Below are 25,658 nucleotides of genomic sequence, written 5' to 3' on the forward strand. Positions count from 1 at the left end.
CCACGTTAAAAAGGTGTCTCGGTTTTCCAAGATGATATAGGGATGATCGCCCCCGATCCATAGGGAAGTGGGGGAGGGAAATCCTGACCTGTTTTCACCGCACGGGGTGCCCCTGGCCCGGACGACAGTGCAAACGAAAAGGGCGCAGCTGAAGCCGTGCCCTTCCAAACTAGATTTCTTCGTCTGTCAGGCGCCTTGCGCCGGGCGACGGCCCACGTAGCCAAGTCCGCCCAAAGCCACCAGAAGCAACGGAAGTGCGGCCGGCAGCGGGACAGGCGAGGGGCCCGCATCGGCGATCACGCCGATACCTTCCATGCTTGCGGGCGTGAAGTCGTTGGCCCGGATCAGGAAGCTGTATTCGCCGAAGTCGGGGCTGAATGAATCCAAGGCGGGCATGACAACGCCGGGGAAGGGCGAAGAAAGGAAGCCATGCATCAGGTTGAAGCTTCCCTGCGAGATGAGGGCTTCGGGAGCCGCAAAGATAGAAAGGTCAAGAACGCCCAGATCGGAAAGATCCGTATCGGCAGCCGAGTCCCGATCGTAGAGCAATTCCACCTCGATATCGCCAATGGAGAGGTCAGGGCGCACGACCTCCAACAGTTCGGTGTAGAAGCTGAAGTTCCAGCCCGTGAAGCCAGATACGACGCCGAGCTCGACATCGAAGGACCCGTCGTTGTCATTGACTGGCGTCACCGCGCTGAAACGCGGTGTGATCGACAGACCAAGCAGCAGCGCGTTGCCCAAGCGGTCTGTAAAGACCTTGTAGTTGGTCGCGTCGGTGGAGATCCCGGCCCCGCCAAAATAGGACTTTGGCGCTGTCGTCCCAACAAGGGAGATATCGCCAAACGTGCCCACGGTGGGGTCTACGGTCGTCGAAAAAGCCGCTCCGGCGAAGGAAACGACCATCGCGGTGGCAAGGGTAGTATATTTGGTGAACTTTGGCAGCTCCAGAATCGTAATACACACTTATGAATAGTTGACGGCGGATGTGGGCAAGCATGTGGCCAAGATCAAGGTGATGGCAGTCAAGTTGACGCTCGGTTAACTTGGCCCGCCGACCAGTTCTCCGACGATTTGGCGCACGATGGGACGGGCTTGATCCGGGGTCATGCCGATGGTCAGGCGGTCATTGTAGAGGATGCGCAAAAGCAGCTCATCATGGCGGGTCAGAAGCGCGAATTCCTCGTCGTCGTTGAAGATCGTGGGCCGCGCCGTGCGGCTGTCGTTGGGCAGACCCAATCCCTGGGCCACTTCCTCGTGGATGCACGAGCGGCGCAAAAGGTCCGGGTGTTCGTCACGGATCACCGCGATGGCGGTGATGTATTCGGACGTGCCGGTCGGCGAAAAGGCGAAGATGGAGCAATAGGTGAGGCGCCCCATGTCCTGAATCTCGCGGATCGTGGCGTCGTTGATGCTGGGGACCAACTGGCGCAACAGCGGCCCGGACGTGGCCAAGGCGTCGGCATTCATGAACAAGACGTGGTAGTTGCCGCCCGAATTGACCGTGCTGATCGGGTGCCCCGTCAACCGCGACAGGCGGGTGGCATAGGTGGACAGGACCGAGCGGTCCTCGGCCTGTTGCCCGGCCTCTACCGACGCACCGAAATGCGGCTGAAGGCGCACCGGCCCGCTCCAGCGCCGCAGGGTCGAGGGGGTTTGCCGCGCCACGAAACGCCCGTTTTCCAGCTGGTATTCATCGTAAAGCGCGATGCGCTCGAAGTTCGCGGCCAGCTGATCGGCGCTGAACGGCGTATCCGGCCCGCCACCGTCAGTGCGCAACATGCCACGGCTGACCAGTCGTGCCTCGGAATTGCGGTAGTAGCGCGCAAGGCTTTGGCTGAGGTTCGAGGGGGTCGTGGCCGCGACCTCTTCCTCCACCCGAGGTTCGGGCAGCGGAGAGGTGACGGGGGTGGTGGTGACGCAGGCCGCAAGGACCAGCGTCATCACCATTGGGATCAGGGCCGGGACGCGCACGTAGGGCTCAGGACTGCACGGGCGTCGCGTCGCCTTCGATGACATCCGCATCGGCAACGGGACGACGGGCAGAGGCAGACGACAGCGTGTCGCGCAACTCGCGCTCCATCTTCTCCATCTCGGCTTCGGCTTCGCGGCGCTTGCGCTTGCCTTCGTCCGCGATCTGCAGGCTTTCTTCGATGGTGGCGACCAGTTCGGCGTTGGCATGCTTGACGGCTTCGATGTCGAAGACGCCGCGCTCCATCTCTTGGCGGACCAACTTGTTGGATTCGCGCAGGTTTTCGGCGTTGCGCGTCAGCAGCTCGTTGGTCAGATCGGTGGCTTCCTTCACCGCCTTGGCGGCTTCGGTGGAGCGTTGGATGGTCACGGCCTGGGCCAGTTGCGTTTCCCACAGGGGCACTGTGTTGACGAGGGTGGAGTTGATCTTGGTCACTAGGCTCTTGTCGTTTTCCTGCACCAGGCGGATCGAGGGCAGGGACTGCATCGTCACCTGACGGGTCAGCTTCAGGTCGTGCACGCGGCGTTCCAGATCGTCGCGCGCGGCCCGCATGTCACGCAGCTCTTGCGCCTTGATGACCTGGTCATCCTCGGGCGCGGCGTTCACTTCCGCTTCCTTCGCAGGGATCGTGATATCGTCGAGTTCGCGCAGCTTTTCCTCACCGGCGGCGATGTAAAGCGCCAGCTCGTCGTAGAAATCGAGGGTCTTCTCATAGAGTTTGTCGAGGGACTTGATGTCCTTCATCAGGATATGCTCGTGCTCCAGCAGGTTGTCGGTGATCTTGTCGATCTGCTCTTGGACGTCTTCATATTTCGCCATGAATTCGTGGATTGGCTTGGCCTTGCCAAAGAGCCGCTCCCACCACGATTGCTTGCGGTTGGGGTCCAACTCGTCGACGGAAAAGCCGCGGATGGTGCCGACGATTTCGCGCAGGCTGTCGCCCGCGGGGCCTGCATCCTTGTTCTTGACGCCAGCCAGCATGGCTTGGGAAATCTGCTGCAACTCGGCCTGCGCCGAGGAGCCAAAGGACACGATGGAATTTGTGTCGGTCATGTTGATCTCGGCCATGCGCGAGCGGATCTGCTCGGACGTCGGCGCATCGGCCTCGGGCAGGGGAATGAGGTCGGCGGAGGGTTCGGGAAGGACGACGGCGTTCAGCTCATCAACCATCGTTTCGATCTCTTGAGCCTGTTGGTGGGTTTTAGATTGCATAACGTTATCCCTGTCGTTCTAGATATTGTGTTTCGCGGTTCAGGCGGTCTTGCAGGACCTCGATCTCCACGTCGAAATTGGTACGATCATCGATCAGAAGCGTCTCTTTTCGGGCGGCGAAATTCTGTTCGAGATCGTCGAGGAAAGTAATGTAATCGCTGCGGACCTTGTAGTCGGTCTTGCGGGAATAAAGGTTGGCGAATTGCACCGTCGCATCGCGTGCGCCCTTCAGATAGACGCCCAGATAGCGGCGCGCGGCGTTAAGATCGCGGGGATCTTCTTCGACCTGCCGGAATAGGCCACGTGCCACGGTTTGAAAGCGGTCCACGCGGGCCTCCAGCTGCGAGTCGCGGACCCGCGCAATGGCGTCTTTTTGTTCGGCCAAGATCGCCTCGGCCTCATCGATCTTGCGCGCCACACGCTCAGAGGTGAACGAATCCATCCCTTCCATCCCCTTGTTTTTCAACGGATCAAGCCCGAAGGAAAACAGGTGTAGGCCCGCCGCAAGGAAGCCCACCACGTTGGCAGAGATGATCGACTGGACGCCGAAATTCGAGCCACCCAGGATCAGCAGGGCCACGCCGATGCCGGTGCCCACGGCGCCGAAGATCTTGCGCGGGATCGCTGGCTTGCGGGCGACTTTGCGTTCATTGAACGCATCCTCGGCCCGGACGCCATCGCGGGTCAGCCAGGCCGAAAGCAGCAGCATGGCGCCACCGGCCAAGTCCACCGCCATCTGGGTGACGCCGGAATTGAAGATCACCGTCGGGATCACCAGCAGGGGCAGGATGAACAGCATGTTCAGCTTCGCCCCGTGGCGCATGGGCTTTCGGCCCTTGAAGGGGGCCACTTCCATCTTCAGATGGCTCACCATCTCGCGCGGGGTGTCGCCGTCTCGTTGGCCGGTGGGGCTATGTTCGCCGCCGTATCGCTTTGCCATGCCTAAAGAACTCCGAACCCGCCGAAGATCGCGCCAACGATCACAAGGACCAGCACGAAGAAAGAGACGCCTTGCAGAAAGGTGGATGACATATGGGCCCCGTAAAACGTTTTGTTGTGCCTGCCATGAATGACAGTCGATGTCACCTGCAACGATATGCAGGTTCTCGCGCAAAAACCAGCAAAGGACGGCCGATCGCGGCGGCTTGGCGCTGGTGTGGTTAAGAAATCGGCATCGCGGGTCGTTTTCGCAAGGGGGAAAGCAGCACGCAGCGTCCCCGATCCCGGTCCGATCCTCACGCTTTTGCGCCTTGACGGGTCGCGCGCGGAGGCGTAGCCACATGCCCGTGGCGATTTGTGAACCGGATTGCGGGCCACGTAAAACATTCCGCTAAAGAGGTCGAGGCCGCGAGTGATCGCGCCGTCCCCGACCATAATTGTGGGCTTTCGCGCCCGATGAATGGAGATTGGGGAATGACAGATTCGTCCCAAAAGAACTGGTCCAAACGCACCCGCGCGGTGCATGCGGGCACCCGCCGGTCGCAATACGGAGAATTGTCGGAGGCAATGTTCCTGACCCAGGGCTTTGCCTATCCGACCGCCGAGGCGGCCGAGCAGCGGTTTATCTCATCGGGCGAGGATGAATACATCTACGCCCGTTACGGCAACCCGACGGTCGCGATGTTCGAAGAGCGGATCGCAGCGCTGGAAGGTGCCGAAGACGCCTTTGCAACAGCCTCAGGGATGGCGGCGGTCTCGGCTGCGCTGACCTCGATGTTGCGGGCAGGGGACCATGTGGTCTCGGCCCGGGCGCTCTTCGGGTCGTGCCAATATGTTCTGGACGAGATCCTGACCCGCTTCGGCGTTGAGGTGACGTTCGTGGACGGCACGGACATTGACGCATGGCGTGGGGCGGTCCGCCCGGACACCAAGGCCGTGTTCTTTGAGAGCGTCAGCAACCCGACCCTAGAGGTCATCGACATCCGCGCCGTCTCCGAGATCGCCCACGCGGTGGGCGCTACCGTGATCTGCGATAACGTTTTCGCCACCCCCACCTTCAGCGACGCCATCGCGCAAGGCGTTGATGTTGTGGTCTATTCCGCGACGAAACATATCGACGGGCAGGGGCGGTGTCTGGGCGGCGTGATCCTTGGCACGAAGGCGTTCATCCGCAAGACCGTAGAGCCCTACCTGAAACACACCGGCGGGGCGATGTCGCCGTTTACCGCTTGGGTGATGCTGAAGGGCCTTGAGACGATGGACCTGCGCGTGAGGGCGCAAGCGGATAGCGCGCAGGCGATTGCAGAGGCGCTGGAGGGCACCCCCGGCGCGGCACGCGTGGTCTTTCCGGGCTTGCCGTCGCATCCGCAACACGCGCTTTGCCAAGCGCAAATGGGTGCGGGCGGCACGGTGATTGCCGTTGAAGCCGACGGTGGCCAGGACGGCGCGTTCCGCGCGCTCAACGCGTTGGAGATCTTCACGATTTCCAATAATCTGGGGGACGCCAAGTCCATCGCTACCCATCCCGCCACCACGACGCACCAACGTCTGACCGACGCGCAGCGGGCCGAATTGGGCATCACACCGGGATGGTTGCGCCTGTCGATCGGGTTGGAAGGCACCGACGATCTGATCGCCGACCTCAAGGGGGCATTGGCGCGGGCATGAATGGCTTGATCATCCGTCCCTATCGGCCCGCCGATGCGATCCCCCTGGCGACGCTGTACCACCGCTCGGTGAATGAGGGGGCGTCGCGCAAATACGACGCCGCGCAGCGCGCCGCTTGGTCGCCTGCGCCGCCCACCAGCGAAGGCTGGCGCGCCCGGGTGGAGGAGGCCGAGACCATCGTGGCGGAACAAAACGGCACGCTTCTGGGGTTCATGACGCTTGATATCGACAGCGGATTCCTTGATTTCGCCTATGTCGCGCCCGAGGCGATGGGCAAAGGCGTGGCCGCTGCCCTATATGCGGTGATCGAAGGGCGCGCACGGGTCAAGGGCCACACGGTGCTGGAAACCGAGGCCAGCCTGTTGGCCGAGCCGTTCTTTCGCCGCCACGGCTGGCGGGTGATCCAGCGCCAGGAGGTAGAGCGGCACGGGGTGAAAATCCCCAACGCGCGAATGGAAAAGCGGCTGGTACGCCGCTTTGCGGCGGCATGAGCCAGCAGGCTTTGCATAGCGGGGGCGCCCCGACGCAGCGTTCGGCGCGCAACGGCGGCGCAAGCCAGTTCCTGATTTTGCAGTTGCGCCCCGAGGACGCGGCCGCAGAGGAGGAATTCGCCGCCTTCCTCGCGCGCGGCGGACTGGCCGCCGAAGAAGTCCGCCGTGTGCGCCTGGACGAGGCACCAATCCCGGCGCTGTCGCTGGACGACTTCGCGGGCATCATCGTCGGCGGTGGGCCGGGCTGCGTGTCCGATGATCCGGCCAGCAAGAACCCCCTGGAAGCCCGCATCGAGGCTGACATCATGGGGCTGATGCCGGAAATCCTGTCGCGCGACATGCCGTTTCTCGGCTGCTGCTATGGCATGGGCATCCTTGGGGCGGCGCTTGGTGCGCCCGTGGGCAAGGGCCGCTATGGTGAGCCCATCGGCGGGGTTGCCTGCGAGGTCACGGATGCGGGCGCGAGTGACCCGCTGCTGCACGACGTTCCGAAAGCGTTCCGCGCGCTGGTCGGCCACAAGGAAGCGGTGGAGGATCTGCCCGAGGGGGCCGTGCACCTCGTGGCGTCGGGCCCTTGTCCATTCCAGATGATCCGCGCGGGCAACAACGTCTACGCCACTCAGTTCCACCCCGAGGCGCGCGGTGAAAACTTCGCCAACCGCATCGAGATCTACCGCGACAGGGGCTATTTTGCCCCCGAGGATGCGGGCGCGCTGACCAAGGCCGTGCTGGCCGAAGACATCGTGGCGCCCGAGCGTATCTTGCACAATTTCGTGACACGCTTTCGATAAAACTCTGATTTAATGCTGCAAACGAGCCCTCGGGATCAAAATAGGCGTAAATCAAGACTTGGGTTTTGCACAACCTGCGCCATATCGTGGGACGAAACCATCAAAGAGAGAGTGGCACATGAACGTTCATGTTAAGACCGCCGATCAACGGCCATCGACCCTTCAGATCCAAAAAGCGCTTGAACTGTTGAGCGCCTGGACTGAGGACGCGTCTGCCGATCAGATCAACGCCCTGGACCCGAAGCTGGCCCGACTTGTGCGGGCGCAGTCCTATCCGGAGTTCTCCCGCAGCTACCCCGACGATTTCGCCGTCGATGCTGCCTATCGTGCCACGCTACCGGACCTGCAGAACGGGCCTGCATCGCTGATCAAGGGGGCGAACCGGCGTATTCAGCATGTGGGGATTTCCAACTTCCGCCTTCCGATCCGCTACGATGTCCGTGATGGGGCCCAGGTGATGCTTGAGACCTCGGTCACTGGCACGGTCAGCCTTGAGGCGGATCATAAAGGCATCAACATGAGCCGCATCATGCGGTCCTTCTACAAGCACGCCGAGGCGGCTTTTGGCTTCGGCGTGATCGAGGCGGCGCTGGATGACTACAAGGCCGATCTGGGCAGTTTCGATGCGCGCATCCAGATGCGCCTGAGCTACCCGATGCAAGTCGAAAGCCTGCGCTCGGGCCTGTCCGGTTGGCAATACTACGATATCGCGCTGGAACTGGTGGAGCGGGACGGGGTGCGTCAGCGCATCGTGCATCTGGATTACGTCTATTCCTCCACCTGTCCCTGTTCGCTTGAACTGTCTGAACACGCCCGTGCCACGCGGGGGCAATTGGCGACGCCGCATTCCCAACGCTCGGTTGCGCGGCTGTCGGTGGAGTTGAAAGGCGAGGGCGTCTGGTTCGAAGAGCTGATCGAGATGGCGCGCAAGGGCGTGCCGACCGAGACGCAGGTGATGGTCAAGCGCGAGGACGAGCAGGCCTTTGCCGAGTTGAACGCCGCCAATCCGATCTTCGTGGAAGATGCCGCACGCCTTTTCGCCGAGCAGTTGCAGAGCCATGAGGCGGTCGGCGATTTCCGGGTTATGGCCAGCCATCAGGAAAGCCTGCACAGTCATGATGCGGTCAGCTTGCTGACCGAGGGTGAGACCTTTGCCGAGGTCAGTCTTGACCCGAAGCTGTTCCCGTCGCTGATCCACGTCGGTTAAAGTGATACACGAAGATCATCGTATAACGTGCTGAAAACAAAAAGCCCCCCCCTGCAAACGCCGGGGGCCTTTCATTGTGTATGCAAGTCTCGGTTCAGTAGTAAGGGCGTCCGCGGCCGTAGCCCACGCGGTCGGTGATGTTGCCGCCCCAATCGCGGTCCGTCACGCCAGAGCGATAGCTGAGCGGTGAGCCGCGGCCCGCGCCGACGGGGTCGGTGATGTTGCCGTTGTCCACGTCGGTGATGCCGTAGGGCACACAGGCGGTGACGCCTACGGTACCGGCGCCGAGGCCCGCAAGGCCCACGCTGCGCAGTACCGTACGACGGTCCATGCGCTTGGAGCTGATCTGATCTTCGGACAACGGTTTTCCGGCAGAGGCGTTCTTTTTCTTGTCGTTGCTGTTTTCGTCCATCTGGGTGGTCTCCCTTGCAAATTGGCTGGGTTGAATGGGGGTCGGCAGCCGGGGCCGCGACATAGGTTAACTGTCTTTATCGGTATGAAGGGGTTTTTTAGGTGCGGGTGCTGTGTCGTGATCGGTGGCCGCTGCGGGAACATCGGAGTCGCTATGGGCATCCGCATCCGTGCCCGGAGCCCCCGAACTGGGGCCCGCGCGACGGGCAAACGTGGCGATGTCGGCATCGCTCAACGATTTGCTGCCGTTTTTGGGAGCCTCGTTCGACATATCAACCATCACCGTCTTTTGACGCCCCTTTGTGGGCGATATCGCACTTGGGTCACCGGCGGGCCGTGGCAGGCGGGCAGCTGTGACCGTGTTATTGACAAAACGGTAGCCGCGGCAGCCCATCAAATCAATCCTTTAGTGCGTCCTTGCACCTTGCCCCCGGTGCGGCCCGCTTGACAGGCAGGCGTTGGCGCGCCAACGCTCCGCCCCATGTTCGATTTGCGCCCGGTGGGCTATGTTCTGGGCCTTCTGGTCCTCACCCTTGGGGTGACGATGGCGATCCCGCTGGGGGCCGATGTCTGGGCGGACAACGGCCATTGGGGGGCGTTTGCGGAATCTGCGGCGGTCACGGTGGTCACTGGCCTCTTGCTGACGCTGGCCTGCGCCAATGGCGTCACGCAGGGGCTGTCGATCCAGCAGACGTTCTTCCTGACCACCGGCGTCTGGCTGGTCTTGCCCCTGTTCGGCGCGCTGCCCTTCATCTTTGGCGCGGTAGACGCGCGCCTTGTGGATGCCGTTTTCGAGGCGATGTCGGCCATGACCACCACGGGATCGACGGTGCTCACGGACCTCGACAACCTGCCTGTGGGCCTGAACCTCTGGCGCGGGCTCATGCAGTGGTTTGGCGGCATCGGGATCATCGTCGTCGCGATGGTGTTCCTGCCCGAACTACGGGTGGGGGGGATGCAGATCTTTCGGTCCGAATCCTTTGATACAATGGGAAAAATCCTGCCGCGCGCCGGTGAAATCGCAAGCCGGATCTCGGTTATTTACCTGGGCCTGACCATTGCTTGCGGGTTGGCCTACCTGGCCGTGGGGATGCTCCCCTTCGATGCCTTGATGCATGCGCTGACCACCATGTCGACGGGCGGATTTTCGAATTACAACGCGTCGTTCGGGGCGTTTCAGGGGCCGGCGGAATATGTCGCGTCGGTCTTCATGATCCTGGCGAGTTTGCCCTTTGTGCGCTACATCCAACTGGTCGCCGGGACCGCGAAGCCGTTCTTTCTGGATACCCAGATCCGGGCCTACCTGGGGTTGATCCTGATCCTGACGCTGATCTTCACGCTCTACCGGCTGATCGCCGATGGTGACGGCTTCGAACATGGCTTCCGCGAGGGCGTGTTCAACGTGACCTCGATCATTTCTGGCACCGGATACGCTAGCGTTGATTACCAGTTGTGGGGGCCTGCTGTGCCGGTGATGTTCTTCTTCATCGGTCTGATCGGCGGCTGCGCCGGATCGACGTCGTGCTCGATCAAGGTGTTCCGCTACCAATTGCTGTTTGCGGCGATATCGACACAGGTCAAACGCATCTACGCCCCCCATGGCATTTTCGAGCCAAGGTTCGAGGGGCGCCCGGTGGCCGAGGAAGTCATCTCGTCGGTCATGGCGTTTTTCGTGCTGTTTTTCGTCCTTTTGGGCATCTTCGCCGTACTTTTGGGCCTGACGGGGCTGGATGTGGTGACATCCGTGTCGGGGGCGGCCTCGGCGCTGGCCAACATCGGGCCCGGCCTCGGGGATGTGATCGGCCCGAGTGGAAATTTTGCGCCGCTCAATGACACGGCAAAATGGCTGTTGTCGGCGGCGATGTTGATCGGGCGACTGGAATTGATGGCGGTCCTGGTCCTGTTCACCGCGACCTTCTGGCGGGCGTGAGGCGCGCCACGGGCGGTGGAAAACTCTTGCAAGAGTTTTCACAATTCCTTCAAGGAATTGGGCGCGTGGGGCTAGTGGCCGGGCTGCCCAGTGATGGCGCGCCCGGCGGCTACGCCCGAGGACCAGGCCCATTGGAAATTGTAACCCCCGAGCCATCCGGTCACATCGGCGGCCTCACCGATGACATAGAGCCCGCTAACGTGTTGGCTTTCCATGGTTCTTGATGACAGGCCCTCTGTCGCGATCCCGCCGAGGGTGACTTCCGCCGTGCGGTATCCCTCGGACGAGGTCGGCGTGACATGCCATGCCGAGAGGCGCTCGGTGAGCGCGCGCAGGGCGGTGTCGGATTGATCGGCGAGGTTGCCGGACAGCCCCCAGGCCTCGGCCAGGTGCTGTACCAGTTTCTTTGGCAGATGGTCGGCCAGGATAGTCGTGAGGGCCTTGCCGCCCGCCTGCGTGCGTTGCGCGCGCAGGGTCTCATAGAGGTCAGTTTCGGGCAACAGGTGCAGGGAGAGGGTGTCACCCTCCGTCCAATAGGATGAGATTTGCAGGATCGAGGGGCCCGACAGGCCCCGGTGGGTGAACAGCATGCCCTCGTCGAAACTGGTGCCGTTGCAGGCGACGCGCGCGGGGACGGAGGTGCCGGAAAGGGCAGCGAAGTGGGCCTTCGCCGCACCCTCGAACGTCAGGGGAACAAGGGCGGGGCGGGTCTCTGTCACGCGGTGGCCGAATTGCGCCGCGAGCCGATAGGCGAGGCCCGTGGCGCCCATCTTGGGGATCGATTTGCCGCCTGTGGCGAGGACGAGGTTGCGGGCGACGACGGCATGGCGTTTGCCCTCACGCGTCAGGGTGACGTGGAACGCTCCGTCGCGGTGGGAGACCTCTGCTATCTCGGTCTGGAGCCATAGCTTGGCAGGGCCCATCTCGGCCAGCAACATGGCGATGATGTCCTTGGCAGAACGGTCACAGAAGAGTTGGCCGAGGGTCTTTTCGTGGTGGGGAATGCCGTGTTTCGTGACGAGGTCGAGGAAATCCCATTGCGTGTAGCGGCTGAGGGCGGACTTGGCGAAGTGAATGTTTTCGCTCAGGAAATTCTCGGGCTCGGTGTACATATTGGTAAAGTTGCAGCGCCCGCCGCCGGAGATGCGGATCTTCTCGGCGGGGGCTTTGGCGTGGTCCACGACCAGCACGTCGGGCCCCGCATGGGCGGCGCACATCAGCCCCGCGGCGCCGGCGCCGAGGATCAGGGTCTGGACGGAATGGACCATGGGGGTGCCTCCTCGAGGGGGCGCCGCGCTGATGCGCGCCGACCAGTTTTGGCGAGAGCCCGATTATGGTGGCCATCGGCGCGCTCGGCTTCGACTCGCGCGCGGTGGCCGCTACGCGGGCTTATGTCTCAATCGGCGAAGTTGCGGCTGATCTTCAGCTGGTCCCAGGCCCAGACGACCTCTTGCAGTTTTTCCTCATCCGAGCGGTCGCCGCCGTTCATGTCGGGGTGCAGCACCTTGATCAACGCCTTGTAAGCCTTGCGAATTTCCACTTTGGTGGCGTTGTCCTTGACCTCGAGGATCTCGACCGCGCGGCGTTCGGTCGGCGGCAGGCGGCGCCCTTTGGAGCCCGCGCCGCGACCGGGGTTTTGCGTCGCGTTCTGGCCCAGAACCTGGTGCGGATCCTCGATGCCGAGCCGCTGCCAGGCGCGTTCCTCGGCCGAGCGCTTGAGCGGCTTGGTCGGCCGGTCCCAAACCCGATCACGGTCCATCTGGGCATTCATCTCGGCCTCTGTCGTGCCTTCGAAGAAGTTCCACTTCAGATTGTATTCTCGCACGTGCTCTCGGCAGAACCAGTGAAATTCTTCAAGGTTATCAGGACCTTTGGGCGCACGGTATTGGCCCTGTTCTTCGCAATCGGGCGCTTCGCAGACCCGTTGCGAGGTCTCGACGGCGCCGGACATGCCGCGCCGACCGGTGCGCCGCTTCTTCTTGTCGGATTTGACGCTAAGATCGAAATTGAAGGGATCTTTGTCAGCCATGGGAACGCACCTGTTCTATCGGGAGTAAGCAGTTTAGTGTTTTGGTGGCTGAGGGGAAGGTCTTTGAGGGGTGAAATGATGACGCGGCCAGAAAAAACCAGGGCAGAGAGAATTGAAGCGGCGCTGAGAGAGGCATTTGCCCCAAAGGTGGTGCAGGTTGTGGACGACAGCGAGAGCCATCGCGGCCATGCGGGTTTTCAGGAGGGGGGGGGTAGCCACTTCATCGTAACCGTGGAAAGTGATAAGTTTCAGGGTCTTAGCCGGATCGCCCGGCACAGAATGGTGCACACGGCCATTGGCCCTGATTTAATGTCAGAGATCCACGCGCTGGCTTTGACGATCCGCGACTAGCGGCTCGGGGGTGTCATCGGAGGTGTGCCAGAGGTTGGTGATTTCGTCGTCCGCTTCGGGCGCGGCCTCTGTCCTGGGCGCGGCCTCTGTCCTGGGCGCACTCTCGACGACGGGGGATGGCGCTGGCGCTATGACCGGGGCAGGGGAATCGGCCGCGTGTTCGTCGATAATGCGCTGAAATACCAAGAGATTACGGTAGATCGTGACCTTGCTGGTGAGGCCCGAACGCTCTTCCTGGGGGAGGGTGTCGGAGCGGACGTATTGCCAGCCCTCGGCGGCCAATTCGTTCATCAACGCTTCCACGGAATGGGCGAACAGGGCAGCCCCCTTGAGGCCGCGTTGCTTAATGGCTTTTTCGGGGGCGGGGACGACTTTGTATTCGGTTTTCATGGGGGAGTTATGGCGCCGAGACCGCGCCGGACGCAAGGGGGAGAGATAGCCATTACCGGGTGTATGGAACTGGCAGTTACTCTGCGATTACACGATCTTCGCAAAAAGTCAGGGTCAACGCAGAGTTTTGTGCGTTTAGGTTGACTTGGTCCCGGGCCGAGGCCCGGCCGAGGGGAAGGCGCTGTCGTGGTGGGGCGGCACCTGGCCCGGCGCGCGGTTACTTGTCAGAGTTGGTTTTCGCGGGCACGGCTCGCTCGTTAAGGCGGGCGGTGCGGCGGGTGTCCCACAGCAGGAAGGCCGCAAAGGCCAGGGCGAAGGCGGGGATGGCGAGTAGGCTTAGGTTGTCCATGACGTCAGTCCTCCGTTTCGAGATACCGTAGAATATAGTGTGCGACGCCGTGCAAGACAACTCCGGTCACGAGAAAGGCCAAAGTTAGCACGTTGAGGATTAAGGTTCCGTCAACAAGCGGGCGCAGGAATGCGAAGCCCAGAAAACCGATTGAGAGCGCGTTGAGGAAGTTCGAGCGCAGGCGGACGCGCTCGTTGTGGGTGGCGAGGGGGTCACGGCGTCTGGGAGGCATGGGAGGCTCCGATTTGGGGGGCGGACGAGGGTGACACGCGCCGGGGGCGGCGCCCCACCCACCGTCCCGATGGGCGTGCGCTATCCGTTACGCTTCGCCGTGCCCTTTATGAGCGCAGCTTCGCCGCGACGATCTGGTTGACGGCCTTGGGGTTCGCCTTGCCGCCGGTGGCCTTCATCACCTGTCCCACGAACCAGCCCGCAAGCTTGGGGTTTTCCTGAGCCTTGGCGACCTGGTCGGGGTTGGCGGCGATGATTTCGTCGACGGCGGCCTCAATCGCGCCGGTGTCCGTCACCTGCTTGAGGCCCTCGGTCTCTACGATCTCAGCAGGAGAGCGGCCCGATGTATAGCTGATCTCGAACACGTCCTTGGCGATCTTGCCCGAGATCGTGTCGGCATCGATCAGCGTGATCAATTCCGCCAGTTGCGCGGGCGTGACGGGGCTGTCCTCGATCCCGCGCTCGTCTTTTTTGAGGCGGCCGAACAGCTCATTGATGACCCAGTTGGCGGCCAACTTGCCGTTCTTGGTGCCTGCGGTGACGGCCTCAAAATACTGTGCCGCTTCGACATCGGCGGTCAGCACGGAGGCGTCGTAGTCGGAAAGGCTAAAGTCGTTAACAAAGCGCGCCTTCTTTGCGTCAGGTAGCTCTGGCAGATCGGCTGCGATGCCGTCGACATAAGCCTGATCGAAGGTCAGCGGCAGAAGGTCGGGGTCGGGGAAGTAGCGATAATCATGCGCCTCTTCCTTGGAGCGCATGGACCGTGTCTCACCCTTGTCGGGATCGTAGAGGCGGGTTTCCTGATGCACTTCGCCGCCGGACTCGAGGATGGCGATCTGGCGCTTGGCCTCCACCTCGATGGCTTGCTGGATGAAACGCATGGAGTTCATGTTCTTGATCTCGCACCGCGTGCCGAGGTGAGAAAAATCCTGCGTGGCCTGGTACTTCTCATACTGGCCCGGCGCGCAGACCGAGACGTTGACGTCGGCGCGCAGGTTGCCGTTTTGCATGTTGCCGTCGCAGGTGCCCAGATACAGCATGATCTGGCGCAGCTTCACGACGTAGGCCGCGGCTTCCTCCGGCGAGCGGATGTCGGGGCGGGACACGATCTCCATCAGCGCAACGCCGGTGCGGTTGAGGTCGACGAAGGATAGCGCCGGGTCCATATCGTGAATGGATTTGCCGGCGTCCTGTTCCAAGTGAATGCGCTCGATCCGCACAAGGCGGGCGCGGCCGTCGCCCAGTTCCACCAGCACTTCGCCTTCGCCCACGATCGGGTGGTAAAGCTGGCTGATCTGATAGCCCTGGGGCAGGTCGGGGTAGAAGTAGTTCTTGCGATCAAAGGCCGAGTTCAGGTTGATCTGCGCTTTCAGGCCAAGGCCCGTGCGCACGGCCTGATCCACGCAGGCCTGGTTGATGACGGGCAGCATGCCGGGCATGCCCGCGTCGACGAAGGCCACGTTGGAGTTGGGCTCGGCCCCGAAGCGAGTGGAGGCCCCGGAGAAGAGCTTGGCGTTGGTGGAGACCTGGGCGTGGACCTCCATCCCGATCACAAGTTCCCAATCCTGCTTGGCGCCCGCGATCACGCGGGGTTTCGGGGTGTCATAGGTCAGGTCAAGCATGGCGGCCTCCGGCGTTGGTCTGGAAGCGGTTTAGGGCAGGGGCCGGGGCCGGGCAAGGGCGTTAGAAGATGAAGTCGATGTTGTCGATGGACCAGCCATTTGCCGCGCCATCTAGGAAGATCGTGCCGCCGCCGTTCTCGATGATCAGAAGCACGCCGTTACCCTGGACGGAGGCATCTACGATGTCGGGCCCGCCGCCGGTGCTGTCGAACAGAACAAGGTCTTCGGCCGTGTCGAAGCCGTAGATGGTGTCGTTACCGAAATCGCCGTTCGGGGGGGTGTTGAAGATGAAGACATCGACGCCGCTGAACTGCGTGCCACCTTGCATGACGGTGATCACGTCGTCATCGGCGCCGCCATAGATCCAGTTGTTGCCGCCGCGCGCATTGATCATGTCGTTGCCGTCGCCGCCGAAAATGATCTCGTTGGACAGGGTGTTGTCGCCCAAAGCGACGACGCTGCTGCCCATGATGGAGTCGTCGCCTGCGCCGCCTTCCAGGATGTTGTTGCCGTAGCGGGAAAAGATATCGTCGTCGCCCAAGCCACCATCTATACTGTCATGGGATGAAGTAGTGGCATAGATCGAGTCGTTGCCCGAGCCCGCGTTGACATGGTTGATATTGGCGAGACCGTCGGTCGAGGACAGGTCGATGTAGTCGTCGCCATCGCCTGCGGTGACGGTATCAATGCCGCTGCCGGTGCTGATCGTGCTTTCGCCCGTGCCCCCCGCGATGAAGTCATCGCCCGGGCCGCCGCTGAGATAGTCATATTCCGAAGAGGAGAACAGGCTGTCGTTGCCCGAACCGCCAAACAGCTCGCTGCGTTCCTGCCCGGTCGTGGTGCCTGCGCTGATCAACCAGTCATTGCCGTCGCCGCCGAACAACGTATCCTCGCCCGCGCCGCCATAGACCGTGTCGTCTCCGTCGCCGCCCTGCAGGTAGTCGTTGCCGGAGTTGCCATAGATCCTGTCGTCGCCGTCGTCGCCCAGGACGGTGTCGTCGCCTGATCCGCCGGTCAGGTAGTCATCGTCATCGCCGCCCCGGATACTGTCCGCATCGCCCCCGCCCGAGATCGTGTCCTCGCCCGCGTCGCCGTGGATCGTGTCATTGCCGGAATTGCCCCGGATCTTGTCGGCATCATCGCCGCCGCGAATGCTGTCATTGCCGTTACCGCCGGTGATGCTGTCGCGCCCGTCGCCGCCATGAACCGTGTCGTGGCCATTGCCCGCGTGCACGGTGTCGTCGCCGGTGCCGCCGTCCACACTGTCCGAGCCCAAGCCGGAGTGGATGCTGTCATGGCCGCTGTCGCCGTAGATCGTATCGCTGGCGTCATCGCCGAAGATGTGATCGTTGCCTGTGCCGCCGAACATCAGGTCCCCGTGGGCGCCTGCGTACATCGTGTCGTTGCCAGATCCTCCGCTGACGGTGTTGGACGCGGTATCGCTGCCATCGAGGTTGCCGCCATAAAGCAGGTCGTTGCCCCGGCCGCCCGACACGAAATCCTGACCATCACCGCCAATCACCGTGTCGTGGCCGCGCCCGCCGTAAATGCTGTCGTCGCCCCCCATCCCATGCAGATAATCGGAGCCGCGCATCCCATGTACGTCATCGTCGGCAGAGGTGAATTGGCGGTAATCCGCAAGGTTGCTGAGGAAAAAGACGGGCATGGGAACATATCCTGAATGAATGAAAATGACCGGAAATCGCGTGCGTCGATCATGGGCGCACAGTCGCGATTGCGCAGGTACGGGAAACCTCCATGGTGGGGTCAAGCGGCCAGAAACCCGTTATTTGAGCGGAAAACAGCCGTTTTCAGGGGGTTAGAGTGGCGCATGGCTTGCGCGCGCAGGCGCATCTGCGCAATTCCGACGGGTCTGCCATTATGAGTTCATTGTTTCATGTCGGTTTTGTCTGTTGCGGCGCGCGCCGCAGTTGGGTTTCGGGCTGCCGTTGGCCTTGCGCTGGTCGTCTCGGTTTCGGGGTGTGGTGCGTTGTCGGAGGTCTCTTTCGGGCGGGGGGCCGAGGTGATCGACACGCCCGTGATGCGGTGGGACCACCATCCCGAGGGCGGCGATTGGACCGCCATGGCCTTTGCTGCGCTGGACACCCATGCCAGCGTCCTGCCAATGCTGGTGCCCGAGGATATCGAGGCGTGGTGCCCGGCCTATCCGGAGGCGCCGTTGGAGAATCGGCAGGCGTTCTGGACCGGGTTGATGTCGGCGCTTGCCCGCCACGAAAGCACCTGGAACCCCGAGGCCGTGGGGGGCGGCGGGCGGTGGTTCGGCCTTGTGCAGATCAGCCCCGCGACGGCGCGCCATTATGGCTGCCAGGCGACAAGCGGCCAGGCGCTGCTGGACGGGTCTGCCAATATCTCCTGCGCCATGCGGATCTGGGCCTCGACCGTGCCGCGCGATGGCGTGGTGGCGCAGTCACGCGGCGGCGTGGCCGCCGATTGGGGGCCGTTCGTGCAGGCCCCCAAACGCGAAGAGATGCGCCAGTGGATTTCCGAACAGCCCTATTGCGCGGGTTAACCGCGCTTTAGGCAAATGCTGATTGGGTGGCGGCATGGATCATGTGCGCCCACTTGCCTTGCTGCCTGTTTTTCGGGCATGTTTCAAACTTGTGCCAAACCTGGGGGGATGGCTGCCTATGGACGCCCTGCGTCTGATCTGCTTTGCCAGCGGCTTCGTTGCCATGGCGGCGTTTGCGCCGGGGATTTCCTATGGGCAGGACGCCGGAGATGTCGCCGGGGATGTCGATGTGACTTCTGGCGTGGTCGGGGCGGATGCCGCGTTGGATGGGGACCCGCCGGGCGTCGCGGCCTTGCTGAATATTCCTGTAGAAGAAGATATCCTGCCCGAGGATTTGATCCCGCTGGAAGGTGTGTTGGACGACGTGCCGGAGATCAGCGCGCTGGCGCCCGCGTCCAGCCCGCGTCCCGTAGTGCGCGACAGCTGGGCCGTGCCCGTGGCGCGGTGGGACAACCACCCCCGTGGCGCCCAGTGGACGGCGGCGGTTCTGTCGGCGCTGCGCGGCCCCGGTGCGCCCTTGCTGGAGACGGAGCCGAACGACATCCGCGCCTGGTGTCCCGGCTACCTGGAGGCCACCCCCGCACAGCGGGCAGCGTTCTGGACTGGCCTTGTCTCGACCCTCGCATGGCATGAAAGCTCACATGATCCCCGCGCCGTTGGCGGCGGCGGGCAGTGGTTCGGGTTGGTGCAGATCGCGCCGGGAACGGCGCGGTGGCGCGATTGCGACGTCGGCTCGGGGGAGGCGCTGCTTAACGGGACGGCGAACCTGCGCTGCGGCATCCGCATCATGGGCATCACGGTGCCCCGCGACAATGTCATTTCCGATGGCATGCGCGGTGTGGCAGCCGATTGGGGACCGTTCCATTCCAGCCGCAAGCGGGAGGACATGCGCAACTGGGTCCGTCAGCAGGAGTATTGCCAGGCCCCGGCGCCCCGGATGCGGCCGGTGATGCGTCCGGTCGGCTTGGCGGAAGGGGCGATGACGTCGGATGCGGCTGCGTCCGACGTGCTGCCCGCCGCAATGGCGCGTCCCACGCTCCGCCCGGTGCCGCGTCCACAGCGCCTATAGGCCTCAGGCCTGTTGGCGCACCGGGATGCCCCGGTTCGTGGCTTCACGGATCAGATCGTAGGGGTCGGGCAGACATTCCAGCGGCAAGACCACCTCGGTGCCATCCTCCAGCATCAGACCGATGCGGCGATTGGCGCCACGTTCCACGACCCTGAGGTAGGCGATCTGGGCGGTTGGAATGGCAAGGTCGTCCTGCCCTCCCATGATGTTCCAGGTCGATCCGGTCATCCTGATGCCGTAGGTCGGCACCCGTGTGATCTGCCACAGGCACATCAGCAGAGCGGGGACCATGAGCAGCAGCACATAGCCCGGTGAGATTTGCCAAAGAAAGACGGTGAGGGCGCTCAGTCCTGCAAAGCTGAGGATGCTAAGGCCGGTGCTGCCGGGACGTGTGGCATATTCGAATGTATCTGTCATGGCGATGATATAGCCGCCGAATTGTGCCCAGATTAGGGAACGCGCGGGGCCGCTGCGCGGCGCGCTTGGCGTAATTTTGCGGTGCCCCTGCGGCGCGCCGGCCACGATTGGACGATGGGCAAGATCAGCGCGGGCTGGTAGACCCGCAGGCATGAGTGATTTGTCCGTGACGCCCGCGCGCATTCCCGCCCTCGACATCGCCCGCACGGGCGCGCTGGTGGCGATGGCGCTGTTCCACTTTGTCTTCGATCTGGAGATGTTCGGCCACGTTGCCCCCGGTACGGCCACAAGCGGCCTGTGGCGGGCGTTGGCGGTGGCCACGGCGGGCGCGTTCCTGGCGCTGGCGGGCGCAGGGTTGTGGCTGGCCCATGGGGGCGGCATCCGCTGGGCCGCGTTCTGGCGCCGCTTCGCGATCATCGCCGGGGCGGCCCTCTTGGTCAGCATCGGCACCTATATCGCCTTCCCCCACGCTTTCGTCTTCTTCGGCATCCTCCATTCCATCGCGCTCTGCAGCCTGCTGGGCCTTGCCGCCCTGCGCCTCCCGGTCGTGGCAATCGCGGCGCTGGCTGTGGCGGTGTTCTACGCCCCGGACTATCTGCGCAGCGACGCCTTCAACGCGCCGTACTGGTGGTGGACGGGCCTGCAAACCATCCCTTTAAGCACAGTGGACTATGAGCCGGTCTTTCCGTGGTTCGCTGCGTTCCTGATGGGGATGGCCGCGTCGAAATGGGCGGCGCACGTAGGGCTCTGGGCGCGCCTGTCCACGCCGACCCCGTCGCGCACCGCCCACCTGGCGGGGCTGCCGGGGCGCCATTCCCTGCTGATCTACCTGGTGCACCAGCCCGTCTTGATCGCCCTGGTCTGGAGCGCCACGCAACTGATGCGTTAGTCGCCGCGCATGCGCGAGACCATCTCGCCCAGATCCCGGCTCAGGCCCGGCGCGGTGGCGATCCGGTCAAGCGCCTCCAGCATCAGCGCCTGGCGGTCCGCATCATAGCGGCGCCACGTCTCGAAGGCCGTCGACATGCGTGCGGCGGTTTGCGGGTTTGCCCCGTCCATCTTGATCAACCAATCGGCGACAAAGGCGTAGCCCGCCCCGGAAGGGTCGTGGAAGGCGGCGGGGTTGGCGATCAGCCCCCCCAGGAGAGAGCGGAACCGGTTGGGGTTCTTCCAGTCGAACAAGGTGTGGCGGCTGAGGTCTTGTGCCACCTGTAGCGCCTCGGAGGCGGGCGCGCTGGCGACGGAAATCATGAACCACTTGTCCATCACCAAGCGGTCCTCGCGCCATTGCGCCTCGAACGCCTGCGCCGCCTCGCGGTCATCGCCCTTGATCAGGACCGACAGGGCCGCAAGCTGGTCTGTCATATTGGTAGCGTCCGCGAATTGCGCCCGCGCGAGGGCCAGATCCTGCGGCGTGCTCAGCAACATCAGCGCGGTATTGCGTAGGGCGCGCTTGCCCGCGCTGTCGGCATCGGGGGTGTAGTCGGGGCCGGGATCGAGGTCGAGATAGTAACGCGTCAGAATGTCTTTCAGCCCGTCCCCGACTGCGGCCATCCGGCCATCCCGCACCTGGGCGATGATAAGCGGGTCGGGTACCAGGCCGGCGTCGACGACGGCTTGGGTCAGGTCATCCTCGGAAGGGAAGGTCAGCACCAGCGCGATGAAGGCCGGGTCGAGGCTTTCGTCGGTGCAAAAATCTTGCAGGGCACTCAGGACCATGTCACGCCGGGCGACCTGTTCAGGAGAGGTCCCTTGCCCCGTGATTTCCGCCACCAGAACCTCGCGCAGCAGGCTGCGCGCGGCCTCCCACCGGTTGAAGGGATCGGTGTCGTGGGCCAGCAACAACGCGCGGTCCTGGGCCGAAAGGGCGGCATCCAGCACCACCGGCGCCGAGAAGCCCCTCAAAAGCGAGGGCACGACGTGATCCGGCGCGGTGCCGCCGCCGAGATCCTTGAGGTCGAAGACCAGATCAAGGTTGGGGCTGTCGAGATCCATCAGCGTTGAGGGCAGGATTTCGGTGCCGTCCCCCGCCAGCAGCCCAAGGACAACGGGGATCTTGGCAGGTTCCTTCATCGGCTGGCCGGGGGTCGGCGGGACCTCTTGGCTGAGCGACAGATGCAGGGTGTCGCCGTCGCGTCGCCAGGACGCGCTGACCTTCGGCGTGCCCGCCTGGCTGTACCAACGCTTGAATTGGCTAAGGTCGGTGGCCGCGACCTCTTCAAAGCAGGCGAGCCAATCCTCGATCGTGCAGGCCTGCCCATCGTGGCGGTTGAAATACAGCTCGCATCCCGCACGGTAGAGGTCCGCCCCCAGGTAGGTGCGCAACATGCCGATAACCTCGGCGCCTTTCTCGTAGACGGTGGCGGTGTAGAAGTTGTTGATCTCGATATAGGATTCCGGGCGGACGTTATGGGCCAGGGGGCCTGCATCCTCGCGGAATTGACGCGCGCGCAGTTGCAGGACATTGCCGATCCGCTCGACCGGGGCGCTGCGCATGTCGCCGCTGAACTGCTGGTCGCGGAAGACGGTGAGGCCTTCTTTCAGGCACAGCTGGAACCAGTCGCGGCAAGTGATGCGGTTGCCGGTCCAATTGTGGAAGTATTCATGGGCTACGATGGCCTCGATGAAGGCATAGTCCCGGTCTGTCGCGGTCTCGGGCGAGGCGAGGACATACTTGGAGTTGAAAATGTTCAGCCCCTTGTTCTCCATCGCGCCCATGTTGAAGTCGTCCACGGCGACGATGTTGAAGACGGACAGGTCGTATTCACGGCCATATTCCGTCTCGTCCCACCGCATGGAGCGTTTCAGCGCGTCCATGGCGTAGGCGCATTTGTCCTCATCCCCCGGCCGGACCCAGATGTTGAGCGCCACATCGGCACCGGAGGCGGTGGTGAAGGTGTCGGAATGTGCCACCAGATCGCCCGCCACCAATGCGAACAGGTACGCGGGCTTGGGCCAGGGATCGTGCCAAGTGTCGCCATCGGCATTGCCGTTGGACAGTTTCACCGGCAGGTCACTGTCGATGTGCACCGTAAAGGGCGCCATCACGTCCGGGCGGTCGGGGTAGTAGGTGATCTTGCGAAATCCCTCGGCCTCGCACTGGGTGCAATACATGCCGTTCGACATATAGAGGCCTTCGAGGGCGGTATTGGCCTGGGGGTTAATCTGGACCTCGGCCTCCCAGGTGAAGGGGGCGTCGGGGACGGCGCAGATCAGGCCAGTGTCGGTGACGCGGGGCGTGACGGGGGTGCCATCGATATGGGCGCTGATAAGGTTAAGCCCCTCGCCATGAAGGAAAAAGGTCGGATCCGTGGCGGCGGGATTGGGTCGGAAAGCAATCTTTGAACGGACGCGCGTGGCGGTTGGGTGGAGGGTGAAGGTCAGCTCGACGCTGTCGATTTCAAAGCTGAAAGGAGTGTAATCGGCAAGGCGCGTAGGTTGTGGGGCGACAGCATTCATTCTTGGTCCTCCGGTTTGGGGGGAACGTAGGGCGCGGTGCCGGGGGCTGCAATGGGGCAGCTTGAATGCCTCTGCGAATCTGCTACCTGTGACGTGATGAAAGGTGTTCTTGTTTTGTTCAAGCGTGACCTGCGGGTGCAGGACAACCCGGCGCTGGCTTTGGCGGCGACGCGGGGCGGGGCTGTGTTGCCGGTTTTCGTGGCCGAGCCCGAGGCTTGGGCACAGGCGGACGCCTCCGCCCGGCAATGGCGGTTCGTGGCTGAAAGCCTGGCCGAACTGCGGGCGGATCTGGCGGCGCTTGGGGCACCGCTTCTGGTGCGCCGGGGCGAGATGGTGGAGGTCCTCGCCACGCTTTGCGCGGCCCACAACGTGGGCGAGATCATCAGCACGGAAGAGACCGGCAACCTTTGGAGCTACGCCCGCGATCGCCGTGTCGCGGCATGGGCGCGGGGGGCTGGCGTGGTCTGGACCGAGGTGCCGCAGTTGGGCGTGCAGCGGCGCTTGCGCTCGCGCGATGGATGGGCAGGCGGGCGGCAGGCGATGATGCGGCAGGGGCAAGTCCCTGTTCCAAGGGGGCTTTCGGGCGTGGTAGAGGATATCGGCGCAATTCCCGACGCCCGCGACCTTGCGCTGGCCTTCGACCCCTGTCCCGGTCGCCAGAAGGGCGGACGCGCGGCGGGTCTCGCCTCCTACGCCTCGTTCCTGACCGAGCGGGGGCAGGACTACCGCCGCGCGATGGCCTCGCCGCTGGACGGGGCCTTGGCCTGCTCGCGCCTGTCTCCGCACCTGGCCTGGGGCACGCTGTCACCGCGTGAGGTGCTGCACGGCGTGGCCGCCCGGCGCGCTGAGCTAAAGGGGACGAAAGACGGCTGGCTTGGCAGTTTGCGCAGCTTCGAGGCCCGCGTGGCCTGGCGCGATCACTTCATGCAAAAGCTGGAGACGCAGCCATCGATCGAGATCCGTTGCCTGCATTCCGCCTATGAAGACCTTCGCCCGCGCACGCCCGACCCCGCGCGCCTGCGGGCGTGGGAAACGGGCCAAACCGGCATCCCCTTCGTGGATGCCTGCATGCGCTCGCTGGTGGCCACCGGTTGGCTCAACTTCCGCATGCGCGCCATGCTGGTGTCGGTGGCCTCCTATCATTTGTGGCTTGATTGGCGCGCCACCGGTCCGCATCTGGCGCGGATGTTCACCGACTACGAGCCCGGCATCCATTGGCCGCAGATGCAGATGCAATCGGGCACGACGGGGATGAACACGATCCGCATCTACAACCCGGTGAAACAGGGCCAGGACCAGGACCCAAGTGGCGCGTTCACGCTGGCGTGGTGCCCGGAATTGCGAGAGGTACCAGACGCTTACCTGCAAACGCCTTGGGCTTGGGACGGGGCCGGGCGCCTCTTGGGGCGCCGGTATCCCGCGCCCATCGTCGACGTGGCCGAGGCCGCCCGCGCCGCCCGTGACCGCGCCTTCGCGTTGCGCCGGGGTGATCGGTTCCACCATGAGGCGGCACAAATCATTCGCAAGCACGCCAGCCGCAGGGATAGCGGTGCCGGGCGGCATTTCGTCAACGACCGCGCCCCCCGCCGCCCGCGCAACAAGGCGCCCAACGGTCAACTTGACCTCGGCCTGTGATGCGCAGGTCCCTCATTCCCCGTTCTGCAAATATCCCCGCCGGAGGCATCGAAGTCTTTCAGAATGACCGCCCTGCGGCCCGAGGCGCACCACCGTGCCACGCACTTGAACGTGCGGCTTGCCCGGCGATTGTCTGAAAGAGCGCAATTCCCCCGGCGTCCTGGCCAAAGTGGCCGGGCCGGGGCCATGGCGAAGGCCCCTTCAATACGTGCGGATCAATCCCACAAGTTTGCCCTGAACCTTCACCTGATCGTCGCGGAACACCCGCGTCTCATAGGCCGGGTTCGCTGCTTCCAACGCGATCATGCCGCCCTTGCGCCGCAAGCGCTTCAGGGTGGCCTCATGGTCTTCCACCAGCGCCACGACGATATCGCCGTTATCCGCGGTCGAGCCTTCTTCGATCACCACGATGTCTCCATCGTTGATGCCCGCGTCGATCATGGAGTCGCCTTTGACCTCAAGGGCATAATGATTACGTCCGGTTCCCAGCATCTGCTCGGGCACCGCCACGTGAGAAGCCACCTGGCTGATCGCCTCGATCGGTACACCGGCCGCGATCTTGCCCATCACCGGCACATCGCGCGCATTGGCCGCTTGCACAGGCATCGCGCCCGCCGGAGGGTCGACCCTGTCGCCTTCGATGACCCGTGGCGCAAAGCCGCCGTCGCGCATTGCATCGGGCATTTTCACGATTTCGATGGCGCGGGCGCGGTGGGCGAGCCTGCGGATGAACCCGCGCTCTTCCAGCGCTGTGATCAGCCGATGGATCCCGGATTTCGAGCGCAGGTCCAGCGCCTCTTTCATCTCGTCAAACGAGGGCGGCACACCATCGCGCTGCATCCGTTTGTGAATGAACTCCAGTAGGTCGCGTTGTTTGCGCGTCAGCATGCCCGTCTCCCTCGCGATGGTCCGGCGGTTTCCGCCGGAAGTGCGGCACATTCCGTGCCCGTTCAGG

26 protein-coding genes and 1 riboswitch are annotated in these 25,658 nt (G+C 63.4%); of the genes, 10 read left to right on the forward strand and 16 right to left on the reverse strand.

The annotated features are described in order from the left end of the window. Positions 1 to 186: 186 nt before the first annotated feature. The 4 genes from KUL25_RS02625 to KUL25_RS02640 all read right to left on the reverse strand — a co-directional run bounded on the left by KUL25_RS02625 (position 187) and on the right by KUL25_RS02640 (position 4,124). A complete protein-coding gene (locus KUL25_RS02625; RefSeq protein WP_257891505.1) occupies positions 187 to 966 on the reverse strand; it encodes a VPLPA-CTERM sorting domain-containing protein in 780 nt (259 codons plus the stop codon). Between the two features lie 75 nt (positions 967 to 1,041). Continuing rightward, positions 1,042 to 1,974, reverse strand: a complete 933-nt coding sequence (locus KUL25_RS02630) for a DUF2927 domain-containing protein (RefSeq protein ID WP_257891506.1) — start codon at positions 1,972 to 1,974, stop codon at positions 1,042 to 1,044. A gap of 7 nt (positions 1,975 to 1,981) precedes the next feature. Beyond that, the gene (locus tag KUL25_RS02635; protein WP_257891507.1) at positions 1,982 to 3,184 is read right to left on the reverse strand and encodes a toxic anion resistance protein; all 1,203 of its coding nucleotides are present in this window, start codon (positions 3,182 to 3,184) and stop codon (positions 1,982 to 1,984) included. 4 nt (positions 3,185 to 3,188) lie between these two features. Further along, positions 3,189 to 4,124 (reverse strand): 5-bromo-4-chloroindolyl phosphate hydrolysis family protein, encoded by a 936-nt coding sequence (locus KUL25_RS02640; protein WP_257891508.1) that lies wholly within the window; start codon positions 4,122 to 4,124, stop codon positions 3,189 to 3,191. Positions 4,125 to 4,460: 336 nt separating this feature from the next. Further along, positions 4,461 to 4,539, forward strand: a riboswitch (SAM riboswitch). Positions 4,540 to 4,597: 58 nt separating this feature from the next. Here KUL25_RS02640 and metZ point away from each other — a divergent pair. The 4 genes from metZ to folE2 all read left to right on the forward strand — a co-directional run bounded on the left by metZ (position 4,598) and on the right by folE2 (position 8,280). Beyond that, the gene (metZ, locus tag KUL25_RS02645) at positions 4,598 to 5,791 is read left to right on the forward strand and encodes an O-succinylhomoserine sulfhydrylase (RefSeq protein WP_257891509.1); all 1,194 of its coding nucleotides are present in this window, start codon (positions 4,598 to 4,600) and stop codon (positions 5,789 to 5,791) included. Continuing rightward, complete coding sequence (locus KUL25_RS02650) at positions 5,788 to 6,282, forward strand: GNAT family N-acetyltransferase (RefSeq protein ID WP_257891510.1); 495 nt, start codon at positions 5,788 to 5,790, stop codon at positions 6,280 to 6,282. The genes metZ and KUL25_RS02650 overlap by 4 nt, the downstream gene beginning before the upstream one ends. Then, complete coding sequence (locus KUL25_RS02655) at positions 6,279 to 7,073, forward strand: glutamine amidotransferase (protein WP_257891511.1); 795 nt, start codon at positions 6,279 to 6,281, stop codon at positions 7,071 to 7,073. Before KUL25_RS02650 ends, KUL25_RS02655 begins: the two co-directional genes overlap by 4 nt. Positions 7,074 to 7,191: 118 nt before the next feature. Further along, a complete protein-coding gene (folE2, locus tag KUL25_RS02660) occupies positions 7,192 to 8,280 on the forward strand; it encodes a GTP cyclohydrolase FolE2 (RefSeq protein WP_257891512.1) in 1,089 nt (362 codons plus the stop codon). Between the two features lie 94 nt (positions 8,281 to 8,374). Here folE2 and KUL25_RS02665 read toward each other — a convergent pair whose 3' ends face one another. Together KUL25_RS02665 and KUL25_RS02670 are read right to left on the reverse strand one after the other, a co-directional pair. Then, positions 8,375 to 8,692, reverse strand: a complete 318-nt coding sequence (locus KUL25_RS02665) for a hypothetical protein (protein WP_068358482.1) — start codon at positions 8,690 to 8,692, stop codon at positions 8,375 to 8,377. Between the two features lie 66 nt (positions 8,693 to 8,758). After that, on the reverse strand, positions 8,759 to 8,971 hold the full coding sequence (locus KUL25_RS02670; protein WP_257891513.1) for a hypothetical protein: 213 nt from the start codon (positions 8,969 to 8,971) through the stop codon (positions 8,759 to 8,761). A 201-nt stretch (positions 8,972 to 9,172) separates the two neighbouring features. Here KUL25_RS02670 and KUL25_RS02675 point away from each other — a divergent pair, with 201 nt between their 5' ends. Continuing rightward, positions 9,173 to 10,621: a TrkH family potassium uptake protein gene (locus tag KUL25_RS02675; protein WP_257891514.1), complete on the forward strand. Its 1,449-nt coding sequence runs from the start codon at positions 9,173 to 9,175 to the stop codon at positions 10,619 to 10,621. A gap of 71 nt (positions 10,622 to 10,692) precedes the next feature. Here the strand turns inward: KUL25_RS02675 and KUL25_RS02680 are convergent, their stop codons facing one another. Together KUL25_RS02680 and KUL25_RS02685 are read right to left on the reverse strand one after the other, a co-directional pair. Continuing rightward, positions 10,693 to 11,889 carry a BaiN/RdsA family NAD(P)/FAD-dependent oxidoreductase gene (locus tag KUL25_RS02680; protein ID WP_257891515.1) on the reverse strand — a complete coding sequence of 399 codons (1,197 nt, stop codon included), beginning with the start codon at positions 11,887 to 11,889 and terminating at the stop codon, positions 10,693 to 10,695. Positions 11,890 to 12,017: 128 nt separating this feature from the next. Next, a complete protein-coding gene (locus KUL25_RS02685; protein ID WP_068358491.1) occupies positions 12,018 to 12,650 on the reverse strand; it encodes a J domain-containing protein in 633 nt (210 codons plus the stop codon). 78 nt (positions 12,651 to 12,728) lie between these two features. Between KUL25_RS02685 and KUL25_RS02690 the strand changes: the two genes are divergently transcribed. Then, positions 12,729 to 13,001 carry a BolA family protein gene (locus KUL25_RS02690; protein WP_257891516.1) on the forward strand — a complete coding sequence of 91 codons (273 nt, stop codon included), beginning with the start codon at positions 12,729 to 12,731 and terminating at the stop codon, positions 12,999 to 13,001. Here the strand turns inward: KUL25_RS02690 and KUL25_RS02695 are convergent. From KUL25_RS02695 to KUL25_RS02715, 5 genes are all read right to left on the reverse strand, one after another. After that, entirely contained in the window at positions 12,963 to 13,391 is a 429-nt protein-coding gene (locus tag KUL25_RS02695) for a DUF4177 domain-containing protein (RefSeq protein ID WP_257891517.1), read from the reverse strand. The two genes, KUL25_RS02690 and KUL25_RS02695, sit on opposite strands and share 39 nt — an antisense overlap. A 217-nt stretch (positions 13,392 to 13,608) precedes the next feature. Beyond that, complete coding sequence (locus tag KUL25_RS02700) at positions 13,609 to 13,740, reverse strand: hypothetical protein (RefSeq protein ID WP_255359636.1); 132 nt, start codon at positions 13,738 to 13,740, stop codon at positions 13,609 to 13,611. 4 nt (positions 13,741 to 13,744) lie between these two features. Further along, positions 13,745 to 13,972: a hypothetical protein gene (locus KUL25_RS02705; protein WP_257891518.1), complete on the reverse strand. Its 228-nt coding sequence runs from the start codon at positions 13,970 to 13,972 to the stop codon at positions 13,745 to 13,747. 106 nt (positions 13,973 to 14,078) lie between these two features. Then, positions 14,079 to 15,593, reverse strand: a complete 1,515-nt coding sequence (gatB, locus tag KUL25_RS02710; RefSeq protein ID WP_257891519.1) for an Asp-tRNA(Asn)/Glu-tRNA(Gln) amidotransferase subunit GatB — start codon at positions 15,591 to 15,593, stop codon at positions 14,079 to 14,081. Between the two features lie 61 nt (positions 15,594 to 15,654). Beyond that, positions 15,655 to 17,259 (reverse strand): calcium-binding protein, encoded by a 1,605-nt coding sequence (locus KUL25_RS02715; RefSeq protein ID WP_257891520.1) that lies wholly within the window; start codon positions 17,257 to 17,259, stop codon positions 15,655 to 15,657. Between the two features lie 231 nt (positions 17,260 to 17,490). Here KUL25_RS02715 and KUL25_RS02720 point away from each other — a divergent pair, with 231 nt between their 5' ends. Both KUL25_RS02720 and KUL25_RS02725 read left to right on the forward strand, forming a co-directional pair. Further along, positions 17,491 to 18,123, forward strand: a complete 633-nt coding sequence (locus KUL25_RS02720) for a transglycosylase SLT domain-containing protein (protein WP_257891521.1) — start codon at positions 17,491 to 17,493, stop codon at positions 18,121 to 18,123. A gap of 118 nt (positions 18,124 to 18,241) precedes the next feature. Next, entirely contained in the window at positions 18,242 to 19,192 is a 951-nt protein-coding gene (locus KUL25_RS02725) for a lytic transglycosylase domain-containing protein (RefSeq protein WP_257891522.1), read from the forward strand. 3 nt (positions 19,193 to 19,195) lie between these two features. Here KUL25_RS02725 and KUL25_RS02730 read toward each other — a convergent pair whose 3' ends face one another. After that, positions 19,196 to 19,609, reverse strand: a complete 414-nt coding sequence (locus KUL25_RS02730; RefSeq protein ID WP_257891523.1) for a hypothetical protein — start codon at positions 19,607 to 19,609, stop codon at positions 19,196 to 19,198. Positions 19,610 to 19,760: 151 nt separating this feature from the next. On the opposite strand from KUL25_RS02730, the gene KUL25_RS02735 reads away from it, so the two are divergent. Further along, positions 19,761 to 20,498, forward strand: coding sequence for a heparan-alpha-glucosaminide N-acetyltransferase (locus KUL25_RS02735; protein ID WP_257891524.1), 738 nt, complete (start codon positions 19,761 to 19,763; stop codon positions 20,496 to 20,498). Here the strand turns inward: KUL25_RS02735 and pepN are convergent. Continuing rightward, positions 20,495 to 23,068, reverse strand: coding sequence for an aminopeptidase N (pepN, locus tag KUL25_RS02740; protein WP_257891525.1), 2,574 nt, complete (start codon positions 23,066 to 23,068; stop codon positions 20,495 to 20,497). The two genes, KUL25_RS02735 and pepN, sit on opposite strands and share 4 nt — an antisense overlap. A 96-nt stretch (positions 23,069 to 23,164) precedes the next feature. On the opposite strand from pepN, the gene KUL25_RS02745 reads away from it, so the two are divergent. Continuing rightward, positions 23,165 to 24,703, forward strand: coding sequence for an FAD-binding domain-containing protein (locus tag KUL25_RS02745; RefSeq protein ID WP_257891526.1), 1,539 nt, complete (start codon positions 23,165 to 23,167; stop codon positions 24,701 to 24,703). Between the two features lie 201 nt (positions 24,704 to 24,904). Here the strand turns inward: KUL25_RS02745 and lexA are convergent, their stop codons facing one another. Next, the gene (lexA, locus tag KUL25_RS02750; RefSeq protein ID WP_257891527.1) at positions 24,905 to 25,591 is read right to left on the reverse strand and encodes a transcriptional repressor LexA; all 687 of its coding nucleotides are present in this window, start codon (positions 25,589 to 25,591) and stop codon (positions 24,905 to 24,907) included. Between the last annotated feature and the right edge of the window lie 67 nt (positions 25,592 to 25,658).

This window comes from Gymnodinialimonas phycosphaerae, assembly GCF_019195455.1.
Lineage (GTDB): Bacteria > Pseudomonadota > Alphaproteobacteria > Rhodobacterales > Rhodobacteraceae > Gymnodinialimonas > Gymnodinialimonas phycosphaerae.